Here is a 23,745-nt window from a genome sequence, read left to right as displayed (position 1 = left end):
AGTCCCTTCTAATAAGAACAAGTCATGAGCGAACGTACCACTTCATCCAGCTGGGCTTCGGGCATTGTCGCGGCTCTGGAACTTGGCGGGGTTGATTGTCGCAACCTGTTTGCCCAGCTGGGGCTCGACTATGCAGCCTTGGGCGACCCCGATGCGCGCTTTGCCCAGGATGCCATGACCCGCCTCTGGCACCTGGCCGTGCAGGCGTCCGGCAATCCGGCGATTGGCCTGAATATGGCGAAGAGCCTGCGGCCATCATCGTTCAATGTGGTGGGTTATGCGGTGATGAGCAGCCGCAATCTGCAGGAGGGCTTTACCCGCCTGGTGCGCTACCAGCGGATTATCGGTGAGGGTGCCGACCTCAGCTTCCATCCCACTGCCGAGGGTTATGAAATGCTGCTGGCGATCCATGGTGATCGCCTGCCCTCGGCGCGGCAGAGCGCCGAAGCTTCGCTGGCGTATTCATTGGCATTCTGCCGCTGGCTGACCGGCAAACCGCTGCGCCCGCGGCAGGTCAGCCTGATGGGGCCGCCGCCAGAGGATCTGGCGCCCTATAACGAGGTGTTCCAGTGCCCGCTGAAGTTTAACGCCGAGCACTATGCGCTGCTGTTCGAACGGGCCGATCTGGATGCACCGCTGCCGTCGGCCAACGAGGCGCTGGCGCAGCTGCATGACCGTTTTGCCGGCGATTACCTGACGCGCTTTTCCGGTACCCGGGTGACCCATCAGGTGCGCCAGGTGTTATGCCGCCTGCTGCCCCAGGGCGAGCCCAAACGCGAGACGGTGGCGCAGGCCTTGTTATTGTCCGAGCGTACCTTGCAGCGGCGTTTGCAGGATGAAGGCACCAGCTACCAGCATCTGCTGGATGACACGCGCCGCGAGCTGGCCGGCCAATACTTGGGTCAGGCCAATCTGACCCTGCTGGAAATTTCCTACCTGCTGGGCTTTTCCGACCCCAGCAACTTCTTCCGCGCCTTCCGCCGCTGGTTTGATACCACTCCGGGTGAGTACCGTACGCGTCTGTAACTGCATTGTTAGTGTCGCCAGAACGCCGGCAGCATCAGCACCAATACTGTCAGGATTTCCAGGCGTCCCAGCAGCATGCCGAAGGTCAGCAGCCATTTGGCGGTATCCGGCAGGCTGGAGAAGTTGCCCGCCGGGCCAATGATCGGGCCCATGCCGGGGCCGACGCCGGAAACGGTGCTGGCCGCCCCGCTAAGTGCGGTAATCCAGTCCAGCCCGCACAGCGTCAGGCCCAGGGCCAGCACGGCGATGGTGATGGTGAAGAAGAACGAGAAGGTCAGAATCGAACGGACAATGTCTTCATCCAGGTGATGGCGGTTGTACTGCTGTTTGATCACCGCGCGCGGGTGGATCAGCTGCAACAGGTTGGCCTTGAGCAGCACGTAGGCCACCTGGAAGCGGAAAATCTTCAGGCCGCCGGCGGTTGAGCCCGAGCAGCCGCCGATAAACCCCAGGTAGAAGAACAGCATGCCGGCAAAGCCGCCCCACAGGGTGTAATCACCGAGGGCAAAGCCGGTGGTGGTCATGATCGAGGTGGTGTTGAACGCCACATGGCGAATGGCTTCCAGCCAGTGCAGTTCGGTGTTGAGGTAGTACCAGGTGCCGAGCAGCAGCCAGATGCTCAGCAAGATGCCGAGAAAACCGCGCACTTGCTGGTCGCGGATCAGGGCCTTGTAGTTGCCGCGCAGCATCGAGGCAAACAGCACAAACGGCACGCTGCCGAGAATCATCAGCACGATGGTGACCCAGTGCACGGCCGGCTCGGTCCATCTGCCCAATGACTGATCGGAGGTGGAAAAACCGCCGGTAGCGATGGCCGACATGGTGTGATTGATCGCATCGAACACCCCCATGCCGGCGGTCCAGAGCGCCAGGCAGCCGAGCAGGCTGATGCCCAGGTAGGCGGCGATCATGTACTTGGCGACCATATGCGAGCGCGGCATGATTTTTTCGGAACGGTCCGATGATTCGGTCTGGAACAGGCGCATACCACCGATGCGCAGCATCGGCAAAATCGCCACGGCCATGGCGATAAAGCCGATCCCGCCGAGCCAGTGCAGCAGTGAGCGCCAGATCAGAATCCCCGGCGACATGTTGTCCAGCCCGGTTAGCACGGTGGCGCCAGTGGCGGTGATGCCCGACATGCTTTCAAACACCGCGTCGGTCACGCCCATGTGCTGGGAGAACATAAAGGGCAGAGAGGCGAACAGTCCCACCAGCACCCAGCTGGACACCGTTAGCAGGTACATGTCGCGTGGGCGCAGTTGCACATCCTTGGGCCGGCCCTGGGCGATCAGCGCTATGCCGGCGATAAAGGTGATCAGGCTGGACCAGAGAAAGGCGTTGAGTTCGTCAGGCCGTGCAAACAGCACCAGGGTCAGCATGGGCACGGCCATGCTGATCGCCAGAGTCAGAAGAAAGATGCCATTGATAAACGCGATGATCCGTAAGGTCGGCCAAGCCATCTAAGCGGGTTCCATTGCACAAGTAGCGGGAGTTTAGGTTATCGGGCAGGTTTATCGCCCGGCCGATTTTACTCAATGGCGCCAGAATGCCCGAGTAACCAACACCAGTACCGTAAGAATTTCCAGGCGGCCGAGCAGCATGCCGATGGTCAGCAGCCATTTGGCTGCATCCGGCAGGCTGGAGAAATTACCCGCCGGGCCGATGATCGGGCCCAGACCGGGGCCCACGTTACACACCGCGGTCGCTGCGCCGGTCAGCGCGGTGACCCAGTCCAGGCCAAGCAGGGTCAGGCCCAGGGCAATTACGCCGATGGTGATGGTGAAGAAAAACGAGAAGGTGATCAGCGAACGGACAATCTCTTCATCGAGGTTGTGGTTGTTGTACTGCTGCTTGATCACCGCGCGCGGGTGCACCAGCTGCTGCAAGTTGGCTTTGAGCAGCACATAGGCCACTTGAAAGCGGAAAATCTTCAGCCCGCCGGACGTGGAGCCCGAGCAGCCGCCGACAAAAGTCAGGTAGAAGAACAGCAGCACGGCGAAACTGCCCCAGGTGCTGTAGTCGCCCAGGGCATAGCCGGTGGTGGTGACCACCGAGGTGACATTTACCGCGACGATGCGAAAGGCATCCAGCCAGCTGTTATCCGAGTGCAGCCACAGCCAGGTGCCGAAGATCAGCCAGGTGGCCAGGAGAAAGCCGAGAAAGCCGCGTACCTGATGGTCTTTGAACAGCGCCTTACGATTACCACGCAGGGTGGCGACATACAGGGTAAAGGGCAGGCCGCCGAAAATCATCAACAGCACCGCGACCCAGTGCACCGCCGGTTGGCTCCAGTTGGCCAGGGAGGCATCCGAGGTCGAGTAGCCACCGGTGGAGATCGAGGTCATGGCATGGTTGATCGCATCAAAAGGCGTCATTCCGGCCAGCCAGAAGCCGAGAAAGCCGCTCAGGGTCAGGCTCAGGTAGATAAACAGGATGTACTTGGCCGCCATATGCGAGCGCGGCATGACTTTCTCGCCCCAGTCCGAGGATTCGGTCTGGAACAGGCGCATGCCGCCGACCCGCAGCAGCGGCAGAATCGCCACCGCCATGCCGATAAAGCCGATACCGCCCAACCACTGCAGCATCGAGCGCCAGATCAGCAGGCCCGGTGAAGCCTGGTCCAGCCCGACCAGAATGGTCGAACCGGTGGTGGTCACCCCGGACATGGTCTCGAAGAAGGCGTCGGTGTAGCTGATGTGGTGAATCAACACCATCGGCAGGGCAGCGAAGATGCACACCACCAGCCAACTGCCGGTGGTCAGCAGGTACATGTCGCGCGGGCGCAGGTGTGCATCCTGTGGTCGTCCGGGGATGACCATGGCAATGCCCGCAGCGGCCGTCACCAGGCTGGACCAGAGAAAGGCGTTGAGGTCGTCGGTGCGCGAATACAGCAGCAGCGTCAGCATGGGGATCAGCATGCTGGCGGCCAGGGTGATCAGGAAGATGCCGAGAATAAAAGCAATGATGCGCAGTGTCGGCAATGACATGGATTCGGCTCAGGCTCTGGTGGGGTAAAGGGGCGCTATTCTACGCGCGCCGCCGCCGCTGTACAGCCGCCGTAATGCGCGCTTTACAAGCGCTTGGTGCGGCATAGAATAGCCGCCAGGTGCCGGCCCTTGCCGGTTTCTGAGCCCGCCAAATCATGTCCGATAGCAATCCTTGTCTTAGCTGTGGCGCCTGCTGCGCGCATTTTCGTGTGTCATTTTTCTGGGGAGAGTGCCAGTCGGCGGGCGGTGTGGTGCCCGATGATCAGGTGGTGCTGATCACCCCACACCGAGTCGCCATGCGCGGCACGGAGAGCAAACCCGTACGCTGCACGGCCCTGCTCGGTGAAGTCGGCCAAGGCGTGCGCTGCACACTGTATGAGCAACGTTCCAGCACCTGCCGCGAGTTCGAGGCATCCTGGGTCAATGGCGAGCACAACCCGCATTGCGATGCGGCGCGCAGTGCACATGGCTTGCCGCCCTTGGTACCGCCGATCATGCCGAGCGTATCGCCGGAACGAGTGGCCTGAGTCACGGTTACCCGTCTGCGCCGCACAGGCACTAGAATGGCCACCTGTTTCAATTGCCGAGGTGGCTGATGGACGCTCTTGATGCGTTGCTAAACCGTGTTTCCGCGCCGCGCCTGATGGCGCCGGCTCCCAATGCCGCGCAGCGCGAGCTGCTGTTTCGTGCTGCCTTGCGCGCGCCTGACCATGGTCAGCTGCGGCCCTGGCGTTTTCTCACGGTGGAAGGTGAGGCGCTAGCGCAGCTGGGTGAGCTGTTTGCCAGTGCCTTGCCCGCCGATGCCAGCCCTGAGGCTGTGACCAAGGCGCGCGCCATGCCGCTGCGTGCGCCGTTGCTGGTGGTGGTGATTGCCCGCGTGCAGGCCAACCCGAAAGTGCCGGCGCAGGAGCAGGTGCTGGCCGCCGGCTGCGCCGCCCACGGCATTCTTCTGGCCGCTCATGCCCAGGGTATTGGCGCGGTCTGGCGCACCGGTGATATGGCCTACAACCCGCAGGTCGCTGCCGGCCTGGGCCTGAGCGCCGATGAGCAGGTGATTGCCTACCTCTACCTGGGCACGCCGGAGCGCGAATTGCGCGCGGTGCCGCAGGTGCAGGTCAGTGACTTTGTCAGGGCTTGGTCTGCGCCTGATTCGGCGGAGTAAGTGGCAAGCGCAGGGTGGCGACAAAGCCGCCTTGCGCATGATTGCTCAGTTCCAGCTGGCCGCCATGCCGTTCGGCGGCGCGGCGGGCAATGGCCAAACCCAGGCCGTGACCGCTGCTGGTCTGGCCGGGGGCGCGGTAGAAGGGTTCGCCCAGGCGGGCCAGCAGCTCCGGGGCAACGCCAGGGCCGTGGTCACGCACGCTCAGGCATAGCTGCTCGGCGTCTCTGCTGGCCGTCAATTCGATGGCCTGGCCAACCGGGTTGAAACGCAGGGCGTTGCGCAGCAGGTTGTCCAGCGCGCGCTGCAGCATATCCGGCCAGCCGCTGAGCTGCAGGTCGCTTGCCAGTTGAAGCTTGATCTGTTGCTCGGGCGCGTCCAGGTGCGCGTCTTCCTGCAATTTTTGCAGCAGCTCGCCGAGGTTGATTGGCTGCGCCGCGCCCGGTTCGGCGTCGAGGCGGGCGAGGGCGAGAATTTCACTGATCAGCGCTTCCAGGCGGTCGCACTCCTGACTCAGGCGCGGCCAGTATTTTTCCCGTTCGACCGCATCGGCGCGCTCGGTCAACGCCAGGGCGATACGCAGGCGCGCCAGCGGTGAACGCAGTTCATGGGAGACGTCGCGCAGCAGCTGGCGCTGGCTGCTGATCAGGCCCTGCACCCGTTCGCCCATGCGGTTGAAGTCGGCCGCCAGCACACCGAGTTCATCACGCCGCTCGGCCAATTCGGCCAGGCTGTTCTGCTGATAGGCGGTTTGCCCCAGGTCGTGCACCGCGCCGCGCAGACGATTCAGCGGGCGGGTGATGGACAGCGTCAGCCAGAGGCTGAACAGGGTCAGCACCAGCATGGCGATGCCCAGTGCACTTAGCGGCCAGAGCAGGCTTTTGCGCTGCCAGGCGGCGACTTCGGGGTTCGCGATGCGGTAGATAAACAGGTAGGTTTCGCCGCTGTGCGGGCTGGTGTAATCGACACTCAGACGGCGCCAGGGCAGGCGTTTCTCATTGCGATGGCGAGCCTCAAAGGCCGCCGCGCGGGGTGGGAAGGTGCCTTTGACCACGGCTTGGCCGCTGTCATCAAGCACCTGTACATCGATGCGGAATTTGCGTTTGCGTTGTTCGAGCAGGGCTTGGGCGGCACTGGGACCTTTCTTCTCGTAGCGCTGCGTCCACTTCTCGGCCAGGTTGTCCATACCGGGGTGCTGGCTGAGCAGCCAGGCGTCCTGATTGAGCATGCGCCCAAGCAGCATGGACAGCCCGGCAACCAGGGCAATGGCCAGCCAGAAGCTGGCAAAGATGCGCCAGAACAGTGACCGCACGGTGGTTCCTTAGTGGTAATGGCTGTAGTGGAAATGCATACGCCCATCAGGCCAGCAGCCTGATGGGCGTAAGGGCAACAGTGCCCGGGTTAGTTGTTTTTCGCCTGCTCGGCTTGCCAAGCTTTGAATGCCTGGTGCTCGGCGCGGCGCTCTTGCATCTTCTTCTGGTGCTCGTCGAAGGCTTTCTGCTGCTCGGGCTGGAGCAGAGCGCGGATGGCGCTCTGTTGTTTGTCTTTGGCAGCTTTCAATTCGTCCTGCATGGCCTTTTGTTCGGCCGCCGGCAGCTTGTCCAGGTAACGCTTGGTGATCTGATGGCGACTTTTGATCTGCTCGCCCATCAGCTTACGGATTTCGCGCTGCTGCTCTTTGCTCAGGTCGAGCTCTTTGAGCATGCGCGAGCCGTGCTCGCCATGATAGCCGCCGTGCCGCGAGTCGCCTTCGGGCATGGCCATGGCCAGGGTCGGCAGGGTCAGGGCGAGCAGTACTGCGGTAAGGGTCTTGCGCATGCTGTGTCTCCTTGTCTGAAACCGGTAAACACCGGATGAGCCCAGTCTAGGGCGGTCAAGGTCAAGGGCGGTCAGGGCAAGGTAAAGCTTAGGTAAAGAGCGCAGCAGGGCTGACGCGCAGCAGGTTTTAAACGCTGTAGTAGTAGCCGCGGCTACGCAAGGCAAGAATGCGCTGGCGGCCGTCGGGGTGTGGGCCGAGTTTTTTGCGCAGGTTGCTGACATGCATATCCAGGCTGCGGTCATACAGGGTCAGCTTGCGGCCCAGGGCCAGTTGCGCCAGTTCCTGTTTATCCACCGGCTCGCCCGGATGCTGCAGCAGGGCTTCGAGGATGCGGCTTTCCGAGAGGGTCAGCAGCACGTCCTGTTCGCCCAGGGTCACGGTGCCACGCGCCTGGCTGTAATGCAGGTCGCCGAGATCGAGTGGGCTGCTGGGCGTGGCCGGCAGGCTGCGGCGCAAAACGGCGCGCAGGCGCGCGGTGAGTTCGCGCGGATCGCAGGGTTTAGCCAGGTAATCGTCGGCGCCCAGTTCCAGGCCGAGAATCCGATCCAGCGGTTCACCGCGCGCCGAGAGCATCAGCACCGGCAATTCCGGGTGGTCGCTGCGCAACTGCTTGAGCAGCTCCAGGCCACTGCCATCGGGCAGCATTACATCCAGCACCACCGCATCCGGGCTGTGTTTGGCGAGGGCGGTGCGCGCGCTGTGACCGTCATGGCAGGCGCTGACCTGAAAGCCTTCCTGGGTCAGCCAGCTGGTCAGCAGTTCGCAGAGTTCGACGTCGTCGTCGATTAACAGCAGCTCACTCATGGGTCAGTTGAGCCACTCGCGGCGTGAGCGCCGGCCAGGGCGTAGGAGCGCGCCGATAATCACCCCGAGCAGGCCAGCCCCGGCGCCGGTGGCAAACCACATCTGCTGTTCGCTGATCAGCGGCTGTGGAGCGCTGGCCTGGGCTTTTTTCAGCTGCAGCTTGAGGCGCTGGTTATCCTGGCGCAGGCGCTGTAACTGCACGCTTTCACGTTCGCTGGCACTGTATTGCCCTTCTGTACTGCGGCTTTCGCTGGGCGCCAGTTCATCAATCGGCGTTTGCGCCGAAGTGGCTTCTGCCAACGGCGGCGGCGGGTTTTCTTCGGCCTGGGTGACGGCCGGTAAGCACAGGGTCAAGAGCAGAAACAGCGGGCCTGGACGCATCGGAACTCCTATTTTTGTAATTATTGTTATGGGTTATTCAGCGAAGGATTGGCTCAAGGCAAGACCAGCTTGAAGGGTTTTACCAGCACCGAGGCATACACCCCGGCGGCGCGGTAGGGGTCGGCATCGGCCCATTGTTGCGCGGCCAGCAGGGACTCGAACTCGGCGACGATCAGGCTGCCGGAAAAGCCTGCCGGGCCTGGATCATTGCTGTCGACGGCCGGGTGCGGGCCGGCGAGGATCAGGCGGCCTTCAGTTTTCAGCTGCTCCAGGCGTGCCAGGTGCGCCGGGCGGGCATTCAGGCGGTTTTCCAGGGAATTCTGCACATCGGTGGCAATGATCGCGTAGAGCATCTCAATCCTTAATAAAGGTGGTTGGCGCGAGCCGCAGCCAGGGGAGAAAAGCAGCCTGGTCGGGCAAAGTCGAGGAAATAGTGGCGCAAGCCAGCAAGAATCCACATCTAGCGGCATAATAACAAACATAAATGACTCGGAAAGTACCACCTATGGACGTTGATCTGCATTGCCACAGCACCGCTTCAGATGGCGCACTGGCGCCGGCTGTGGTGGTGGCGCGGGCGTTTGAGCGCGGTGTGCGGCTGCTGGCGCTGACCGATCACGACACCCTCGATGGCCTCGATGAAGCTGGTGCCGCAGCGCAAGCGCTGGGCATGCAGTTGGTCAATGGTATTGAGCTGTCCTGCACCTGGGGCGGGGCGACTATTCACGTGCTGGGTTATGCCTTCAACCGCGATGCACCGGCCTTGCAGCAGGCCATTGCCGAACTGCACGAGGGGCGCTGGTTGCGCGCCGCGGAAATCAGCAAACGCCTGGAGGCCAAGGGCATGCCCGGTGCGCTGGAAGGTGCACGGGCCCTGCAGCAGGAACTGGGCGAAAGCGGCAACGCGCCGGCGCGCCCGCACTTTGCCGACTTTCTGGTGCGCAGCGGTTACGTCAAGGACCGCGCCGAAGCGTTTCGCAAGTGGCTGGGCTCGGGCAAGCTGGGCGATGTCAAGCAGCACTGGCCGGAGCTGGCCCAGGCGGTCGATACCCTGCGCCGCGCGGGTGCCTGGATCAGCCTGGCGCATCCCTGGCAGTACGACTTTACTCGGAGTAAACGACGCAAGTTGATCGCCGACTTTGTCGGCGCCGGCGGGCATTCGCTGGAAGTGGTCAACGGTATGCAGCCAGCCGAGCAGGTGGGCAGTCTGGCGATTCTGGCACGGGAGTTCGGCATGTTCGTCACCGCAGGCAGTGATTTCCATGCGCCGGGCCAGTGGTCTGAGCTGGGCGTTTATCGTCCGGTGCCCGAGGATCTACCGCCCTTATGGGCACGGTTTCAATATGTCCAGCAGCCTACTGCAATTTGACCCGGGGCCCAGCGTGAGCCAATTCTTCCAGATTCATCCGGAAAACCCGCAGGCGCGCCTGATCAAACAGGCCGTGGAGATTATCCGCAGCGGCGGCGTGGTGATCTATCCGACCGACTCCTCCTATGCAGTGGGTTGCCATATCGGTGACAAGAACGCGGTGGAGCGCATCCGTCGCCTGCGTCAGCTGGACGATAAACACAACTTCACCCTGGTATGCCGCGACCTGTCGCAGCTCAGCACCTTTGCCAAGGTCGATACCGCCGCCTTCCGCCTGCTCAAGAGCCATACCCCCGGGCCTTACACCTTTATCCTCAACGCCACCCGTGAAGTGCCGCGCATGCTGCTGCATGCCAAGCGCCGCACCATCGGCCTGCGCGTGCCCAGCCATCCGATTGCCATGGCCTTGCTGGCCGAATTGGATGAGCCGTTGATGAGCGTGACCTTGATTCTGCCGGGCGATACCCTGCCGATGAGCGACCCTTACGAGATGCGCCAGATTCTTGAACATCAGGTCGATCTGATCATCGATGGCGGCTTTGGCGGCCTGGAAGCCTCCACCGTGGTCAGCCTGCTCAACGACGAGCCCGAGGTGTTTCGCGTGGGGTGCGGTGATCCGTCGCCTTTTACGGATGACCTTTGAGCCTGGCTATATATAATCGGGCTCTTTCGATTATTCAGGTAATCCGGTTTGAGTCTTGTTGACGCTGAACGCCGCGTGCTGTCCGGCATGCGCCCGAGTGGTCTGCTGCACCTGGGGCACTACCAGGGCGTGCTGAAAAACTGGGTGAAGCTGCAACACACCTACGAATGCTTCTTCTGCATTGTCGATCTGCACGCACTGACCACTGACTACGACGATGTCGGCCCACTGTCCCAGCGCGTTATGGACATGGCCGTGGATTGGCTCGCCGCCGGCGTCAGCCCCAGTTCGGCGACGCTGTTTATCCAGTCGCAAGTCCCCGAACACGCCGAATTGCATCTGCTGCTGTCGATGATCTGCCCGCTCAGCTGGCTGGAGCGCGTGCCGTCCTATAAAGAGCAGCAGGAGCAGCTGCACGGCAAGGACCTGAGCACCTTCGGCTTTCTCGGTTACCCCTTGCTGCAGGCCGCAGACATTCTGCTGTACCGCGCCGGCGTGGTGCCAGTGGGCAGCGATCAGCTGGCACATATCGAGTTTGCCCGGGATGTGGCGCGGCGTTTCAACCATCTGTATGGCCGCGAGCCAGGCTTTGAGGAAAAGGCCGAGGCGGCAATCATCAAGCTGGGCAAGAAAACCGCGACGCTCTACAACAACCTGCGCAAGGCCTATCAGGAGCAGGGCGATGGCGAGGCGCTGGAAATCGCCCGGGCGCTGCTCAAGGATCAACAGAGCATCACCCTGGGTGATAAAGAGCGCCTCTACGGCTACCTGGAAGGTGGCGGCAAGATTCTGCTGATCGAGCCGCAGGCCATGCTCGGCGAGTCGCCCAGGCTGCTCGGGCTGGATGGCGGCAAGATGTCCAAATCCAACAACAATGCGATTTTCCTGCGTGACAGCGGCGCGGCCATCGAGGAGAAGATCCGCCGTATGCCGACCGATCCGGCGCGAGTGCATCGTGATGACCCCGGCAACCCGGCCAATTGCCCGGTGTGGCCACTGCATCAACTCTATTCCAGCCCCGCGACCTGCGACTGGGCGCAGCAAGGCTGCCGCAGCGCCGGTATCGGCTGCCTGGAGTGCAAGGCAGCCTTGGTCGAGGCGTTGCAGCAAGAGCTGCAACCCTTGCAGGCGCGTGCCGCGGATTATCAGGACAACCCTGATCTGGTTCGGCAGATTCTCGCCGATGGCGCCGAGCGTGCGCGCTCCGAAGCGCGGGAAACCTTGAGTGAAGTGCGCCTGGCCCTTGGCCTGAATTACCGCTGAACCTACTTTCGAGAGTGACCATGTCCAGCGTGCCGCCCCAGGAACACCCCGACAGCCATCCCCAGGATCAGGCCAGTGCCCAGCAGGAGCTGCCCTTTGCCCTGGTGTATGGTCAGGCGGTCACCGAAATGCCGCTGGACCTGTATATCCCACCGGATGCTCTGGAGGTGTTTCTCGAAGCCTTCGAAGGCCCGCTGGACCTGCTGCTGTACCTGATCCGCAAGCAGAACATCGACGTGCTGGATATTCCGGTGGCGGAAATCACCCGCCAGTACATGGGCTATGTCGAGCTGATGCAGTCGGTGCGTCTGGAACTGGCGGCCGAGTACCTGGTGATGGCCGCCATGCTGGCCGAGATCAAGTCGCGCATGCTGCTGCCGCGTTCCAGTGAGGTCGAAGCCGAGGAAGACGACCCGCGCGCCGAGCTGATCCGTCGCCTGCAGGAATACGAGCGTTACAAGGCCGCCGCAGAAGGTATCGACGGTCTTAGCCGGGTCGGCCGTGACCTCACCGTGCCGCGCCTGGATGCCCCCGAAGCAAGGGCGCGCAAGCTGCTGCCGGACGTCAGCCTGGAGGAGGTGCTGCTGTCGATGGCCGAGGTGCTGCGCCGCGCCGATATGTTTGAAAGCCACCAGGTCACCCGTGAAGCGTTGTCGACCCGCGAGCGCATGAGTGAGGTGCTCGAACGCCTCAAAGGCGGCGCGTTTGTGCCCTTTGCCAGCCTGTTCAGCGCGCAAGAGGGCAAGCTCGGCGTGGTGGTGACCTTTATGGCGGTGCTCGAGTTGATCAAGGAATCCCTGGTTGAACTGGTGCAAAATGAGGCTTTTGGGCCAATCCATATGCGTGCGCGGGCTGAATAAGCATGAACCTTAACGAACCTCGTGAGCTGGCCAGCCTGCTCGAAGCCTTTCTGCTGGCATCCGGCAAACCGCAATCGCTGGAGCGTCTGTTCGAACTCTTCGAAGAAGCCGAGCGGCCGGAGCCGGCGGTGTTCAAGAAGGCCCTGACGCACCTGGGCAAGTCCTGCGAAGGGCGCGCCTTCGAGCTTATCGAAGTGGCGTCCGGTTACCGCCTGCAAGTGCGCGAAAAATATGCGCCTTGGGTTGGGCGTCTATGGGAAGAGCGCCCGCAGCGCTACTCGCGCGCCATGCTGGAAACCCTGGCGCTGATCGCCTATCGCCAGCCGATCACCCGTGGCGAAATCGAAGACGTGCGCGGTGTGGCGGTCAATAGCCATATCGTCAAGACCCTGCTGGAGCGCGAGTGGATTCGCGTGGTGGGTTACCGCGATGTGCCGGGCCGACCGGCGATGTTTGCCACCACCAAGGCCTTTCTCGATCACTTCAACCTGAAAAGCCTCGATGAATTACCGCCACTGGCCGCTCTGCGCGAGCTGGAGCCTGAGCCGGCGCTGGCCTTCGAGGATGATCTGCAAGCGCCGCAAAGCCTGCAGGCCCGTGCCGACCAGGCCCTGGCCGATGAGCCGACGGTGGAAGTGGGCGAGGAAACCAGTTTCAGCAGCCTGCTGGCCGAACTCGACTCGATGGAGCTGGGGCTGAAGACCGATTTCGACGACTTACCCGAGCAGGACGATGAGCTGGACGATGCCGATGCGGCCCATGAAACCCTGGATAAACAGCAGCTGCCTGACTGAGGGGCGTAGACATGGGGGCTAACCCATCACAGCGATTGATGGGTTAGTACCTAGGCGCCGATTGTCGCAAAGGCTGACGACTGCTCGTCTGCCAGCTAGCCTCAAGTCGTGCTAATCGGCCGGCTTTCGCGTATGCTCCGCGACCCTTCGACGACTCGAGTCGTCCAATCACTAAAGAACACACCGGGAGGTGCCCAGATGAGTGAAGAAATCGAAGAATACAGCCCCGCAGGCGAAAAACTGCAGAAAGTCATGGCGCGCATGGGCCTGGCTTCACGCCGTGAAATAGAAGCCTGGATCAGCGCTGGCCGCGTCAAGGTCAACGGTGCAGTCGCCAGCCTCGGCGTGCGCGTCGACCTGCACGATGCGATTGCCGTCGATGGCAAGGTGATCCGCCGCGAAGAAGCCGCCGAAAGCGTGCGCCGCGTGATCATCTACAACAAACCCGAAGGCGAAATCTGCACCCGTGACGACCCGGAAGGCCGTCCGACCGTGTTTGACCGTCTGCCACGGCCGAAAGATGGCCGCTGGATCAATATCGGTCGCCTCGACATCAACACCACCGGTTTGCTGATGTTCACCACCGACGGTGAGCTGGCCAACCGCCTGATGCACCCGTCTTTCCAGATGGACCGCGAGTACGCCGTGCGTGTGCGTGGCGAAGTCGACGAAGAGATGATCGAACGCCTGAAAGCTGGCGTGATGCTCGAAGACGGCCCGGCCAAGTTCACCGATATCAAGGTTGCGCCGGGCGGCGTGGGCTTTAACCACTGGTATCACTGCGTGGTGATGGAAGGCCGTAACCGCGAAGTACGCCGCCTGTGGGAATCTCAGGGGCTGGTGGTCAGCCGCCTGAAGCGCGTGCGTTTCGGCCCGGTGTTTATCACCTCGGATTTGACCATGGGCCGCTGGCGCGAAATGAGCCAGCGCGAAGTGGATATCCTCAGCGAAGAAGTCGGCCTCAAGCCGGTGGCCTTGCCGGATATGAAGGAAAAAGCCCGCGACAAGATCGACCGTCTGCAACGTAAATCGGCCAAGCCGGTGGGGCGTGCCGCACGTCCGGAGCGCACCTTGCGTCCGGCCCATGGCGGCGGTTCGGCAACGGCGGGCGATCAGGGTCGTTCGCGCCCTGCGCGTGGTGAGGCTGAGGAGCGTCCGGTGCGCACCCCGCGTGCACCACGTACTGATCATAGCAAGGGCACGCCGGTTGCCGAGCGCCCGAGTGACGTCAACAAGAAGCGTCCGGCCAAGCCGGGTGCGCAGCGCCCGGGCGTCGAGCTGACCGATCGCCCATCGCGCAAGCCTGCTGGTGCGCCGGTCAAACGTCGCAGCCAGCCGAGCCGCGAAGGTCAGCGCCCAGGCTTCGGTCGCGGCCCTAAGGCGGAGTAAAGCATTGCGATAAAAAAGGCGACCCTCGGGTCGCCTTTTTTGTGTCCAGTCATCCACGGCTGCCACTCTGCGGGCCGTCGCTGCGCGACGTTAAAAATCTCTCCCGGCCGTTCTGTACCCGGACGTTTTACCCGGCCATCGACAGGCGGTTGCGGCCGTCGCGCTTGGATACGTACAGCGCGCTGTCGGCGCGGCGCAGCAGGCTTTCCATGGATTCGCCTGGCAGCAGGCTGGCGCAGCCGAGGCTCACCGACAGTTCGATGGCGCGGTTTTCCACCAGGTATTGGATACCCAGAACGGCCATGCGCAGGCGCTCACCGACCATTGAGGCAGACTCGCGGCAAGTGCTGGAGAGCAGCACCACGAATTCTTCGCCGCCGTAGCGAAACACCATGTCGATGTTACGCAGGCTGTCTTTTAGCGCACTGGCCACGGCCTTGAGCGCCTGATCACCAACCAGATGGCCGTGGTTATCGTTGATACGTTTGAAGTGATCAATGTCGACCATCAGCACAGACAGCGGCTGCAGGGTGCGCCGGGCTATATCCACTTCGCGCTTGAGCGTCTGTTGCATGGCGATGCGGTTGCCGGTGTCGGTCAGCGGGTCGCGCAATGCGCTTTGTACTGCTGCGCGGTAGAGCAGGGCGTTGCGCAGCGGAAACAGCAGGCTGGCGAGCAGCGATTCGAGCTGGCCCAGCTCATCCTCACTGAAGCGCTGGTTACGGCGAAAGGTCAGTTCACCGAGGTATTCGCCATCATGGTTCAGGCGGTAGCCGGCCGAGTGGTTGCCATGTTCGCCCAGATCCAGGCGCAGGTCGCAGGAGGCCAGTTGGTAGCTGAGGGCGCTGAGCGGCACCAGGCGCTGCACTTCGCTGTAGAACAGCTCGAGAATGCGCTCGGCTTCCAGGGAGGTCTGCAGGCGCAGGCTCAACTGTTGGCGCAATTGCGCCAGGCTGACCGGCTTGAGGTTTTTCTGCAGGCGACCGGCATAGCCGAGACGCTGCAATTTGGCAGCGTCGAAATCGATGGTGTTGGACTGGTTGTACGGGGCCATTAAGCCTTACCTCTTGCGCGATACGCGACGATTGGAAGAGGTATAGCGAGTTCCATGCCAATCTTAATAGCGCTTTAAAAGTGCTTTTAATTCATGGGGTTAGGCTTTGCGTGGGCGGGGTAGCGGCAAATATTTGCCGGTTAACTGGCGTGGCTGCTGGCAATTTGATGCCAGTCGATTCGCTTGCCGCCGGAAAACCGGCGGCCTTGTTCAGTGCTTATTGCGCGTCAAATGCTTGGCCATTGACGCCGGTGCTATCCGGCCCCATCAGGTACAGGTAGACCGGCATGATCGCTTCAGGCAGCGGGTTGTTCTGCGGGTTTTCCCCCGGGTAGGCCTGGGCGCGCATATCGGTACGGGTGGCGCCCGGGTTAACGCTGTTGGCGCGCACGCTGGCGATACCGTCGATCTCGTCGGCCAATACCTGCATCAGGCCCTCGGTGGCGAACTTCGACACTGCATAAGCGCCCCAGTAGGCGCGCCCCTTGCGGCCGACGCTGCTGGAGGTAAACACCACCGACGCATCAGTCGAGAGCTTGAGCAGCGGCAGCAGGGTGCTGGTGAGCATAAACATGGCGTTAACGTTGACCTGCATCACGCGCATGAAATTGTCGCCGGACAACTGCTCCAGCGGCGTGCGCGGGCCGATGATCGAGGCGTTATGCAACAGGCCGTCGAGTTTGCCGAATTCGGCTTCGATCATCGCTGCCAGTTCGTCGTACTGATGCGGCAGGGCGGTTTCCAGGTTAAACGGGATCACTGCGGCCTGCGGGTGGCCAGCGGCTTCGATGGCGTCATACACCCGGCTGAGGTTTTCTTCGGTTTTGCCCAGCAGCAGTACGGTGGCGCCATGGGCGGCGAAGGTTTTGGCGGCGGTTGCGCCAATGCCGCGGCCGGCTCCGGTCACCAGAATCACGCGGCCCTTGAGCAGGTCGGAGCGGGCGGAATAGTCATGCATGGTAAAGCCTCATTAATTCAAAAGCGGGTGGCGTCAGTGCGCGCTCGGTAAGCCGTCTTCAGCAGCTGCACAGGGCTCGTTCGAGCACGGCGCGCAGTTCCAGCGGATGGTCAACCACCACATCGGCGCCCCAGTTGCGTGGGTTGTCCTGCGGGTGGATATAGCCGTAGGTGACGGCGGCGGTCTTGCAGCCGGCGGCGCGGCCGGCTTCGATATCGCGCTCGTCATCGCCGATAAACAGGGTGGCGGCGGGCTCCACGCCCATCTTCGCGCAGGCCAGCAGGATCATCTCCGGGTCGGGCTTGCTGCGGCTGACGTGATCCGGGCAGACCAGCACCGCCGAGCGCTGCGCCAGGCCGAGCTGTTGCATGATCGGTTCGGCGTAGCGCAGCGGCTTATTGGTCGCCACGCCCCAGATCAGCTTGGCCTGGTCGATCTCATCGAGCAGCTCATTGATGCCATCGAACGGTCGGGTGAGTACCGCGCAGTGGCTCTGATAGCGTTCGAGAAACTCCAGGCGCAAGGCCTCGAAGCCTGCGGCCTCGGGGTCCATGGCAAAGTTGGCGGCGACCATGGCGCGCGCGCCGCCGGACACCTGATCGCGGATCAGCTGGTCGGCAATCGGCGGCAGATCGCGCGCGGTGCGCATGGCCTGGCAGATGGCGACAAAGTCCGGCGCACTGTCGAGCAGGGTGCCGTCCATATCGAATAAAACCGCGCGTAAACGCATGCGCCTCACTCCTCGCGCAGGGTCTGGATCATATAGTTGACGTCGACATCGGCTTCCAGCTTGTAGCGTTTGCTCAGCGGGTTGTAGGTCAGGCCGATGATGTCCTTGACCTCAAGACCCGCCTCGCGGCTCCAGGCGCCCAGCTCGGACGGACGGATAAATTTCTTGAAGTCATGGGTGCCGCGCGGCAGCAGGCGCAGCAGGTATTCGGCGCCGATCACCGCAAACATATAGGCCTTGGGGTTGCGGTTGATGGTGGAGAAGAACACCTGGCCGCCGGGTTTGACCATGCGGTAGCAGGCGCGGATCACCGAGGCGGGGTCGGGCACGTGCTCAAGCATTTCCAGGCAGGTGACCACATCGAACTGCTCGGGCATCTCGAGGGCCAGGGCTTCTGCGGTGATCTGTCGGTACTCGACGCTCACCCCTGATTCCAGCTGGTGCAGCTGGGCCACGGCCAGCGGCGCTTCGCCCATGTCGATACCGGTGACGCTGGCGCCGCGCTGAGCCATGGACTCGCTGAGGATGCCGCCGCCGCAGCCGACGTCCAGCACCTTCTTGCCGGCCAGGCCGACGCGTTCGTCGATCCAGTTGACGCGCAGCGGGTTGATGTCATGCAGCGGCTTGAATTCGCTTTCGCGGTCCCACCAGCGATGGGCGAGGGCTTCGAATTTGGCGATTTCGGCGTGGTCGACGTTGCTCATATAAATCCCTGGATCAGGCTGCGGCGAGAGGCTCATGTTGCCAGTTTCACCGGGTGGATTGGACGGCTGTTGTGCGTCCAATGTATGTCAGTTTGTCGCAGTGCCCAGAATTCTCTGGGCTGGCAGTCACTTGCCGGCGATCTTCGCGCCCCAGGCGCGGGCGTTGGCGATGATCCGTGCCTCGTCCAGGCGTGTCAGTTGGCCGCCATCGAGCAGTTGCTTGCCGCCTACCCACAGGTGTTCGACGCAGGCGCGCCCGCCGGCGTAGATCAGCTGCGAGACCGGGTCGTAGACCGGTTGCTGGGCCAGGCCGGAGAGGTTGAATACTGCCATGTCCGCAGCCTTGCCCAGTTCCAGTGAGCCGATCTGCTGGTCCAGACCCAGGGCGCGGGCGCCGTTGAGGGTGGCCATGCGCAGTGCGCGGTGGGCATCCAGGGCGGTGGCGGAACCGGCCACGGCTTTGGCCAGCAGGGCGGCGGTGCGGGTTTCGCCGAGCAGGTCGAGGTCGTTGTTGCTGGCCGCGCCATCGGTACCGATGGCCACGTTGACGCCGGCCTGCCAGAGTTTTTCCACCGGGCAGAAGCCGCTGGCCAGCTTGAGGTTGGATTCCGGGCAATGGATCACGCTGCTGTTGCTTTCCACCAGCAGGGCCAGGTCTTCATCATTTATCTGGGTCATGTGCACGGCCTGGAAGCGCGGGCCGAGCAGGTCGAGGCGCGCCAGCCGCGCCAGTGGCCGTTCGTCGCGCTGCTCCAGGCTTTGCTGCACTTCGAAAGCGGTTTCGTGCACATGCATATGAATGCCAGCGTCCAGCTCCTCGGCGAGCATGCGAATGGTTTCCAGCTTGTCGTCGCTCACTGTGTAAGGTGCATGGGGACCGAAGGCCACGCTCAGGCGCGGGTGGTGCTTGAGGTCGTCGAACAGCGCCAGACCCTTGCGCAGCGATTCGTCGGCGTCACGGGCGCCGGGAATCGGAAAATCCAGCACGGGAATGGTGATTTGCGCCCGAATGCCGCTGCTGTGCACCAGCTGGCTGGCGGTTTCCGGGAAGAAGTACATGTCGGAGAAGCAGCTGATGCCGCCCTTGAGCTGTTCGGCAATGGCCAGCTCGGTGCCGTCCTGGACAAACCGCTCGTTGACCCACTTGGCCTCGGCCGGCCAGATGTGCTGTTCCAGCCAGGTCATCAGCGGCAAATCGTCGGCCAGGCCGCGGAACAGAGTCATGGCCGCGTGCCCGTGGGCGTTCACCAGGCCTGGCGTGAGTAGCCGGCCGGGTAGCTCAAGCACTTGCAGGGCGCTGTGTTTAAGCGCTTCGGCGCGCGGGGCGATCAGCGCGATACGCCCGTCACGGATGCCCAGGCCATGCTCCAGCAACACCACGCCAGCCGGCTCGACTGGCACCAGCCAGGTGGGTAACAGCAGCAGGTCAAGCGGGGCTTGCGGCATGGGAGCGCTTCCGGCAGTCAGTAAAGCGGCGAGTTTATAGCGGAACGTCCTAGGCTTGAAGCTGCATGCAGCTGATCTGGCGCGATGTGCGCAGTGCTGTGCGTATAATGGTCGGCTTTTTCCGGCGGAGGTGTGTGATGCGCGAGCAACTGCTAGCGGCAGAGAAGGTCAGGGCCATCGAGTGGCGTGACGGCGCTCTGCACCTGCTCGATCAGCGCGCGCTGCCTTTCGCGGAGAGCTGGCTGAGTTACCACGTGGCGGCGGATGTCGCCGAGGCGATCCGCAGCATGGTGGTACGCGGCGCGCCGGCCATCGGCATCAGCGCGGCCTATGCGATTGTCCTGGCCGTGCGGGCTCGTTTGCAGGCGGGTGGCGACTGGCGCGCGGCCCTGCAGGAAGATTTCGACCTGCTGGCGGCTTCGCGGCCGACGGCGGTCAATCTGTTCTGGGCGCTCGAGCGCATGCGTGATCGTCTGGATCGGCTGAAAAGTCATGACGATCCGCTGGTGCTGCTGGAGGCCGAAGCCATCGGTATCCACCAAAGTGACCGCGAAGCCAACCTGACCATGGCCCAGCTGGGCGTCGATCTGATCCGCAAGCACCAGGGCAATCTGCAGAACCTGCTGACCCACTGCAATGCCGGCGCCTTGGCGACTGGCGGCTTCGGTACGGCGCTGGGGGTGATTCGCGCAGCTTTTCATGACGGCTTGCTTGAGCGGGTCTACGCCGACGAAACCCGCCCCTGGCTGCAAGGCTCGCGCCTGACCGCCTGGGAGCTGGCGGTTGACGGCATCCCGGTGACGGTGAATGCCGACTCGGCCGCTGCGCACCTGATGAAGACCCGTGGTATCACCTGGGTCATCGTTGGGGCGGACCGCATCGCCGCCAATGGCGATGTGGCCAACAAGATCGGCACGTATCAGCTGGCGGTGAATGCCATGCACCACGGCGTGCGCTTTATGGTGGTGGCGCCCAGTTCAACCATCGACATGGCCATGGAGCACGGTGACGACATCGTGCTGGAAGAGCGCGACGCCAGCGAATTGCTCGAGCTGGGTGGCAAGCGCATCGCGGGCGGGATCGAAGCGCTTAATCCGGTATTCGATGTGACCCCGGCCGATCTGATCGACTTTATCGTCACCGAAAAAGGTGTGGTTGATCGTCCGGATGCGGAAAAAATGGCGCAATTGATGTGCCGCAAGCGCCTGCATTGAGTTTTTCAACGAGTACGCAGCCCTGGTCAGTGGGGTGCTGCTGGGGATAGGTGCGCCGCGGTGATTGTGGTAAGCTCCGGCGGTTTTTGAGGGTGCCCGTTATGGGCCTCTTACCTGCGCAGTTACATGGCATAACTTATTGATTTGTCGTGAGTCGCTATGAGCCTCAAGGCACGGCGACAGGCTCCACACCACTCAGGATGAGCGGCGCGGAGTTTCACCAGAAAAAGGAACAAGGCTACTCATGGGCGAACTGGCCAAAGAAATCCTCCCGGTCAATATTGAAGACGAACTCAAGCAGTCCTACCTCGATTACGCGATGAGCGTAATTGTTGGGCGCGCACTGCCGGATGCACGTGATGGCTTGAAGCCCGTGCACCGCCGCGTGCTGTTTGCCATGAGTGAGTTGGGTAACGACTGGAACAAGGCTTACAAGAAGTCCGCCCGTGTGGTCGGTGACGTCATCGGTAAATACCACCCGCACGGTGATACCGCGGTGTACGACACCATCGTGCGCATGGCGCAGCCATTCTCCCTGCGTTACCTGCTGGTCGATGGCCAGGGTAACTTCGGTTCGGTGGACGGTGATAACGCCGCCGCCATGCGCTACACCGAAGTGCGCATGACCAAGCTGGCCCATGAGCTGCTGGCTGACCTGCATAAAGAAACCGTGGACTGGGTGCCGAACTACGACGGCACCGAGATGATCCCGGCGGTCATGCCGACCAAGATCCCCAACCTGTTGGTCAACGGCTCCAGCGGCATCGCCGTGGGCATGGCCACCAATATTCCGCCGCACAACCTGACTGAAGTGATCAACGGTTGTCTGGCGCTGATCGACAACGGCGAGCTGACTGTCGATGAGCTGATGCAGTACATCCCCGGTCCGGACTTCCCGACTGCGGCGATCATCAACGGTCGCGCCGGCATTATCGAGGCCTACCGCACCGGCCGTGGGCGCATCTATATGCGTGCTCGCGCCATCATCGAAGACATCGACAAGGTCGGTGGCCGCCAGCAGATCATCGTCAGCGAGCTGCCGTATCAACTGAACAAGGCGCGGCTGATCGAGAAGATCGCTGAGCTGGTTAAAGAGAAGAAGCTCGAAGGTATCACCGAGCTGCGCGATGAGTCCGACAAGGACGGCATGCGCATTGTGATCGAGCTGCGTCGTGGCGAAGTACCGGAAGTGGTGCTCAACAACCTCTACGCCCAGACCCAGATGCAGTGCGTGTTTGGCATCAACGTGGTGGCGCTGATCGATGGCCAGCCGAAGGTCCTGAATCTCAAGGACATGCTCGAAGCCTTTATTCTGCACCGTCGTGAAGTGGTCACCCGGCGCACCGTATTCGAACTGCGCAAGGCCCGTGAACGCGGGCATATCCTCGAAGGTCAGGCGGTTGCCCTGTCCAACATCGACCCAGTCATCGCCCTGATCAAGGCTTCGCCGACCCCGGCCGAAGCCAAGCTGGCGCTGATCGCCACGCCGTGGGAATCCAGTGCGGTGGAAACCATGGTCGAGCGCGCCGGTGCCGACGCCTGCCGCCCGGACGATCTCGATCCGCAGTACGGCCTGCGCGACGGCAAGTACTTCCTCTCGCCGGAACAGGCCCAGGCCATCCTCGAGCTGCGTCTGCACCGCCTGACCGGTCTTGAGCATGAAAAACTGCTGGCCGAATACCAGGAAATTCTCACCCAGATCGGCGAGCTGATCCGCATCCTCACCAGCGCCACGCGCCTGATGGAAGTGATCCGCGAGGAGCTGGAAGCGGTCAAGGCCGAGTTCGGCGACAAGCGCCGCACCGAGATTCTCGACAACCGTCTGGATCTGAGCCTGGCCGACCTGATCACCGAAGAAGAGCGGGTGGTCACCATCTCCCACACCGGTTATGCCAAGAGCCAGCCGCTGCATGCCTACCAGGCGCAGCGTCGCGGCGGTAAGGGCAAGTCGGCCACTGGGATCAAGGATGAGGACTACATCGAGCATCTGCTGGTGGCCAACAGTCACGCTACGCTGCTGCTGTTCTCCAGCAAGGGCAAGGTTTACTGGCTGAAGACCTACGAAATTCCGGAAGCCTCGCGCGCCGCCCGTGGTCGTCCGCTGGTCAACCTGCTGCCACTAGACGAAGGCGAGCGCATCACTGCCATGCTGCAGATCGATCTGGAAGCCCTGCGTCAGCAGGCGCCGGAAGGCGACGAGCCGGACGATATTGAAGGTGTAGTGGTCGAGGCTGAAGAAGTCGAAGACCTGGCCGAAGGCGATGACACTGACGACGAAACCCCGGATGAGCCGACCGGCGCCTACATCTTTATGGCCACGGCCAAAGGCACGGTGAAGAAGACCCCGCTGGTGCAGTTCAGCCGTCCGCGTAGTTCGGGCCTGATCGCCCTCAAGCTGGATGAAGATGACACCCTGATCTCCGCCGCCGTGACTGACGGCGCCCGCGAAGTGATGATGTTCTCCGACGGCGGTAAGGTGATTCGCTTCAAGGAAAGCAAGGTCCGCACCATGGGCCGTACCGCTCGCGGTGTGCGCGGCATGCGTCTGCCGGAAGGCCAGGAAATCATCTCCATGCTGATTCCTGAGGCCGACGCGCAGATTCTCACCGCCTCCGAGCGCGGCTACGGCAAGCGCACGGCGATGGCCGAGTTCCCGCGTCGCGGTCGTGGCGGCCAGGGCGTGATCGCCATGGTCAGCAACGAGCGTAACGGCAAGCTGGTCGGCGCCGTGCAGGTGCTGGAAGGCGAGGAAATCATGCTGATTTCCGACCAGGGTACCCTGGTGCGTACCCGTGTCAGCGAAGTCTCCAGTCTGGGCCGTAACACCCAGGGCGTGACCCTGATCAAGCTGGCCAAGGATGAAATCCTGGTCGGTCTTGAGCGTGTCCAGGAGCCTTCGGCGGACGACGAAGAGCTGCTGGAAGGCGAAGAGGCGCTGGGTGACGATACTGTCGATGCTTCGGTTGAGTCTTTGGATGCTGCCGCTGACGAGAGTCCAGCCAGCGAAGAGTGATCTGTATAAACCGTAGGATGGGTTGAGCGAAGCGATACCCATCGAATGCGTAGGAAGACGTAACCCGCCACCGGCAGCAATGATGGGTTACGCCGCTGCGCGTCTAACCCATCCTACGTAATGCAGGAC

At 62.4% G+C, this 23,745-nt stretch carries 23 protein-coding genes; 11 read left to right on the top strand and 12 right to left on the bottom strand.

Going from position 1 to position 23,745, the window contains the following annotated elements:
* Positions 1 to 24: 24 nt before the first annotated feature.
* Positions 25 to 1,026: an AraC family transcriptional regulator gene (locus WA145_RS17265; RefSeq protein WP_422582748.1), complete on the top strand. Its 1,002-nt coding sequence runs from the start codon at positions 25 to 27 to the stop codon at positions 1,024 to 1,026.
* Positions 1,027 to 1,034: 8 nt separating this feature from the next.
* Here WA145_RS17265 and WA145_RS17260 read toward each other — a convergent pair whose 3' ends face one another.
* Both WA145_RS17260 and WA145_RS17255 read right to left on the bottom strand, forming a co-directional pair.
* The gene (locus WA145_RS17260) at positions 1,035 to 2,489 is read right to left on the bottom strand and encodes a TrkH family potassium uptake protein (protein ID WP_422582747.1); all 1,455 of its coding nucleotides are present in this window, start codon (positions 2,487 to 2,489) and stop codon (positions 1,035 to 1,037) included.
* A gap of 72 nt (positions 2,490 to 2,561) precedes the next feature.
* On the bottom strand, positions 2,562 to 4,016 hold the full coding sequence (locus WA145_RS17255; RefSeq protein ID WP_422582746.1) for a TrkH family potassium uptake protein: 1,455 nt from the start codon (positions 4,014 to 4,016) through the stop codon (positions 2,562 to 2,564).
* A 155-nt stretch (positions 4,017 to 4,171) separates the two neighbouring features.
* Here WA145_RS17255 and WA145_RS17250 point away from each other — a divergent pair, with 155 nt between their 5' ends.
* Positions 4,172 to 4,543: a YkgJ family cysteine cluster protein gene (locus WA145_RS17250; RefSeq protein ID WP_422582745.1), complete on the top strand. Its 372-nt coding sequence runs from the start codon at positions 4,172 to 4,174 to the stop codon at positions 4,541 to 4,543.
* A gap of 68 nt (positions 4,544 to 4,611) precedes the next feature.
* Positions 4,612 to 5,178, top strand: coding sequence for a nitroreductase family protein (locus WA145_RS17245; protein WP_422582744.1), 567 nt, complete (start codon positions 4,612 to 4,614; stop codon positions 5,176 to 5,178).
* Here the strand turns inward: WA145_RS17245 and WA145_RS17240 are convergent.
* From WA145_RS17240 to WA145_RS17220, 5 genes are all read right to left on the bottom strand, one after another.
* The gene (locus tag WA145_RS17240; RefSeq protein ID WP_422582743.1) at positions 5,144 to 6,487 is read right to left on the bottom strand and encodes a sensor histidine kinase; all 1,344 of its coding nucleotides are present in this window, start codon (positions 6,485 to 6,487) and stop codon (positions 5,144 to 5,146) included. The two genes, WA145_RS17245 and WA145_RS17240, sit on opposite strands and share 35 nt — an antisense overlap.
* A gap of 89 nt (positions 6,488 to 6,576) precedes the next feature.
* The gene (locus WA145_RS17235) at positions 6,577 to 6,993 is read right to left on the bottom strand and encodes an LTXXQ domain protein (protein WP_422582742.1); all 417 of its coding nucleotides are present in this window, start codon (positions 6,991 to 6,993) and stop codon (positions 6,577 to 6,579) included.
* 127 nt (positions 6,994 to 7,120) lie between these two features.
* Positions 7,121 to 7,798 (bottom strand): response regulator transcription factor, encoded by a 678-nt coding sequence (locus tag WA145_RS17230; protein WP_422582741.1) that lies wholly within the window; start codon positions 7,796 to 7,798, stop codon positions 7,121 to 7,123.
* Between the two features lie 3 nt (positions 7,799 to 7,801).
* The gene (locus WA145_RS17225; protein WP_422582740.1) at positions 7,802 to 8,179 is read right to left on the bottom strand and encodes a translation initiation factor 2; all 378 of its coding nucleotides are present in this window, start codon (positions 8,177 to 8,179) and stop codon (positions 7,802 to 7,804) included.
* A gap of 53 nt (positions 8,180 to 8,232) precedes the next feature.
* Complete coding sequence (locus WA145_RS17220; protein ID WP_422582739.1) at positions 8,233 to 8,532, bottom strand: YciI family protein; 300 nt, start codon at positions 8,530 to 8,532, stop codon at positions 8,233 to 8,235.
* A gap of 152 nt (positions 8,533 to 8,684) precedes the next feature.
* Here WA145_RS17220 and WA145_RS17215 point away from each other — a divergent pair, with 152 nt between their 5' ends.
* The 6 genes from WA145_RS17215 (at position 8,685) to rluB (ending at position 14,497) form a co-directional block, all read left to right on the top strand.
* The gene (locus WA145_RS17215) at positions 8,685 to 9,548 is read left to right on the top strand and encodes a PHP domain-containing protein (protein ID WP_422582738.1); all 864 of its coding nucleotides are present in this window, start codon (positions 8,685 to 8,687) and stop codon (positions 9,546 to 9,548) included.
* A 13-nt stretch (positions 9,549 to 9,561) separates the two neighbouring features.
* Complete coding sequence (locus tag WA145_RS17210; RefSeq protein WP_422582737.1) at positions 9,562 to 10,191, top strand: L-threonylcarbamoyladenylate synthase; 630 nt, start codon at positions 9,562 to 9,564, stop codon at positions 10,189 to 10,191.
* Between the two features lie 48 nt (positions 10,192 to 10,239).
* On the top strand, positions 10,240 to 11,454 hold the full coding sequence (locus WA145_RS17205; RefSeq protein WP_422582736.1) for a tryptophan--tRNA ligase: 1,215 nt from the start codon (positions 10,240 to 10,242) through the stop codon (positions 11,452 to 11,454).
* 161 nt (positions 11,455 to 11,615) lie between these two features.
* Positions 11,616 to 12,314 (top strand): segregation and condensation protein A, encoded by a 699-nt coding sequence (locus WA145_RS17200; RefSeq protein WP_422582768.1) that lies wholly within the window; start codon positions 11,616 to 11,618, stop codon positions 12,312 to 12,314.
* Between the two features lie 2 nt (positions 12,315 to 12,316).
* Positions 12,317 to 13,108: an SMC-Scp complex subunit ScpB gene (gene scpB, locus WA145_RS17195; protein ID WP_422582735.1), complete on the top strand. Its 792-nt coding sequence runs from the start codon at positions 12,317 to 12,319 to the stop codon at positions 13,106 to 13,108.
* 198 nt (positions 13,109 to 13,306) lie between these two features.
* Complete coding sequence (gene rluB / locus WA145_RS17190; protein WP_422582734.1) at positions 13,307 to 14,497, top strand: 23S rRNA pseudouridine(2605) synthase RluB; 1,191 nt, start codon at positions 13,307 to 13,309, stop codon at positions 14,495 to 14,497.
* 127 nt (positions 14,498 to 14,624) lie between these two features.
* Here the strand turns inward: rluB and WA145_RS17185 are convergent, their stop codons facing one another.
* The 5 genes from WA145_RS17185 to WA145_RS17165 all read right to left on the bottom strand — a co-directional run bounded on the left by WA145_RS17185 (position 14,625) and on the right by WA145_RS17165 (position 19,389).
* Positions 14,625 to 15,551 carry a GGDEF domain-containing protein gene (locus WA145_RS17185; RefSeq protein WP_422582733.1) on the bottom strand — a complete coding sequence of 309 codons (927 nt, stop codon included), beginning with the start codon at positions 15,549 to 15,551 and terminating at the stop codon, positions 14,625 to 14,627.
* 217 nt (positions 15,552 to 15,768) lie between these two features.
* Positions 15,769 to 16,509: a YciK family oxidoreductase gene (locus WA145_RS17180; RefSeq protein WP_422582732.1), complete on the bottom strand. Its 741-nt coding sequence runs from the start codon at positions 16,507 to 16,509 to the stop codon at positions 15,769 to 15,771.
* Positions 16,510 to 16,567: 58 nt separating this feature from the next.
* Positions 16,568 to 17,239, bottom strand: coding sequence for an N-acetylmuramic acid 6-phosphate phosphatase MupP (gene mupP, locus WA145_RS17175; RefSeq protein ID WP_422582731.1), 672 nt, complete (start codon positions 17,237 to 17,239; stop codon positions 16,568 to 16,570).
* Positions 17,240 to 17,244: 5 nt separating this feature from the next.
* Positions 17,245 to 17,943, bottom strand: a complete 699-nt coding sequence (gene ubiG / locus WA145_RS17170; RefSeq protein WP_422582730.1) for a bifunctional 2-polyprenyl-6-hydroxyphenol methylase/3-demethylubiquinol 3-O-methyltransferase UbiG — start codon at positions 17,941 to 17,943, stop codon at positions 17,245 to 17,247.
* 126 nt (positions 17,944 to 18,069) lie between these two features.
* Complete coding sequence (locus WA145_RS17165; protein WP_422582729.1) at positions 18,070 to 19,389, bottom strand: TRZ/ATZ family hydrolase; 1,320 nt, start codon at positions 19,387 to 19,389, stop codon at positions 18,070 to 18,072.
* A 137-nt stretch (positions 19,390 to 19,526) separates the two neighbouring features.
* On the opposite strand from WA145_RS17165, the gene mtnA reads away from it, so the two are divergent.
* Both mtnA and gyrA read left to right on the top strand, forming a co-directional pair.
* A complete protein-coding gene (mtnA, locus tag WA145_RS17160) occupies positions 19,527 to 20,603 on the top strand; it encodes an S-methyl-5-thioribose-1-phosphate isomerase (protein ID WP_422582728.1) in 1,077 nt (358 codons plus the stop codon).
* A gap of 244 nt (positions 20,604 to 20,847) precedes the next feature.
* Positions 20,848 to 23,616, top strand: coding sequence for a DNA gyrase subunit A (gene gyrA, locus WA145_RS17155; protein WP_422582727.1), 2,769 nt, complete (start codon positions 20,848 to 20,850; stop codon positions 23,614 to 23,616).
* The last annotated feature ends 129 nt before the right edge of the window (positions 23,617 to 23,745 follow it).

The sequence above is a fragment of the Pseudomonas sp. genome (assembly GCF_049301935.1).
Taxonomy (GTDB): domain Bacteria; phylum Pseudomonadota; class Gammaproteobacteria; order Pseudomonadales; family Pseudomonadaceae; genus Aquipseudomonas.
Note: the sequence above shows the minus strand (reverse complement) of the source record. Positions and strands in the feature narration are given on the sequence as shown.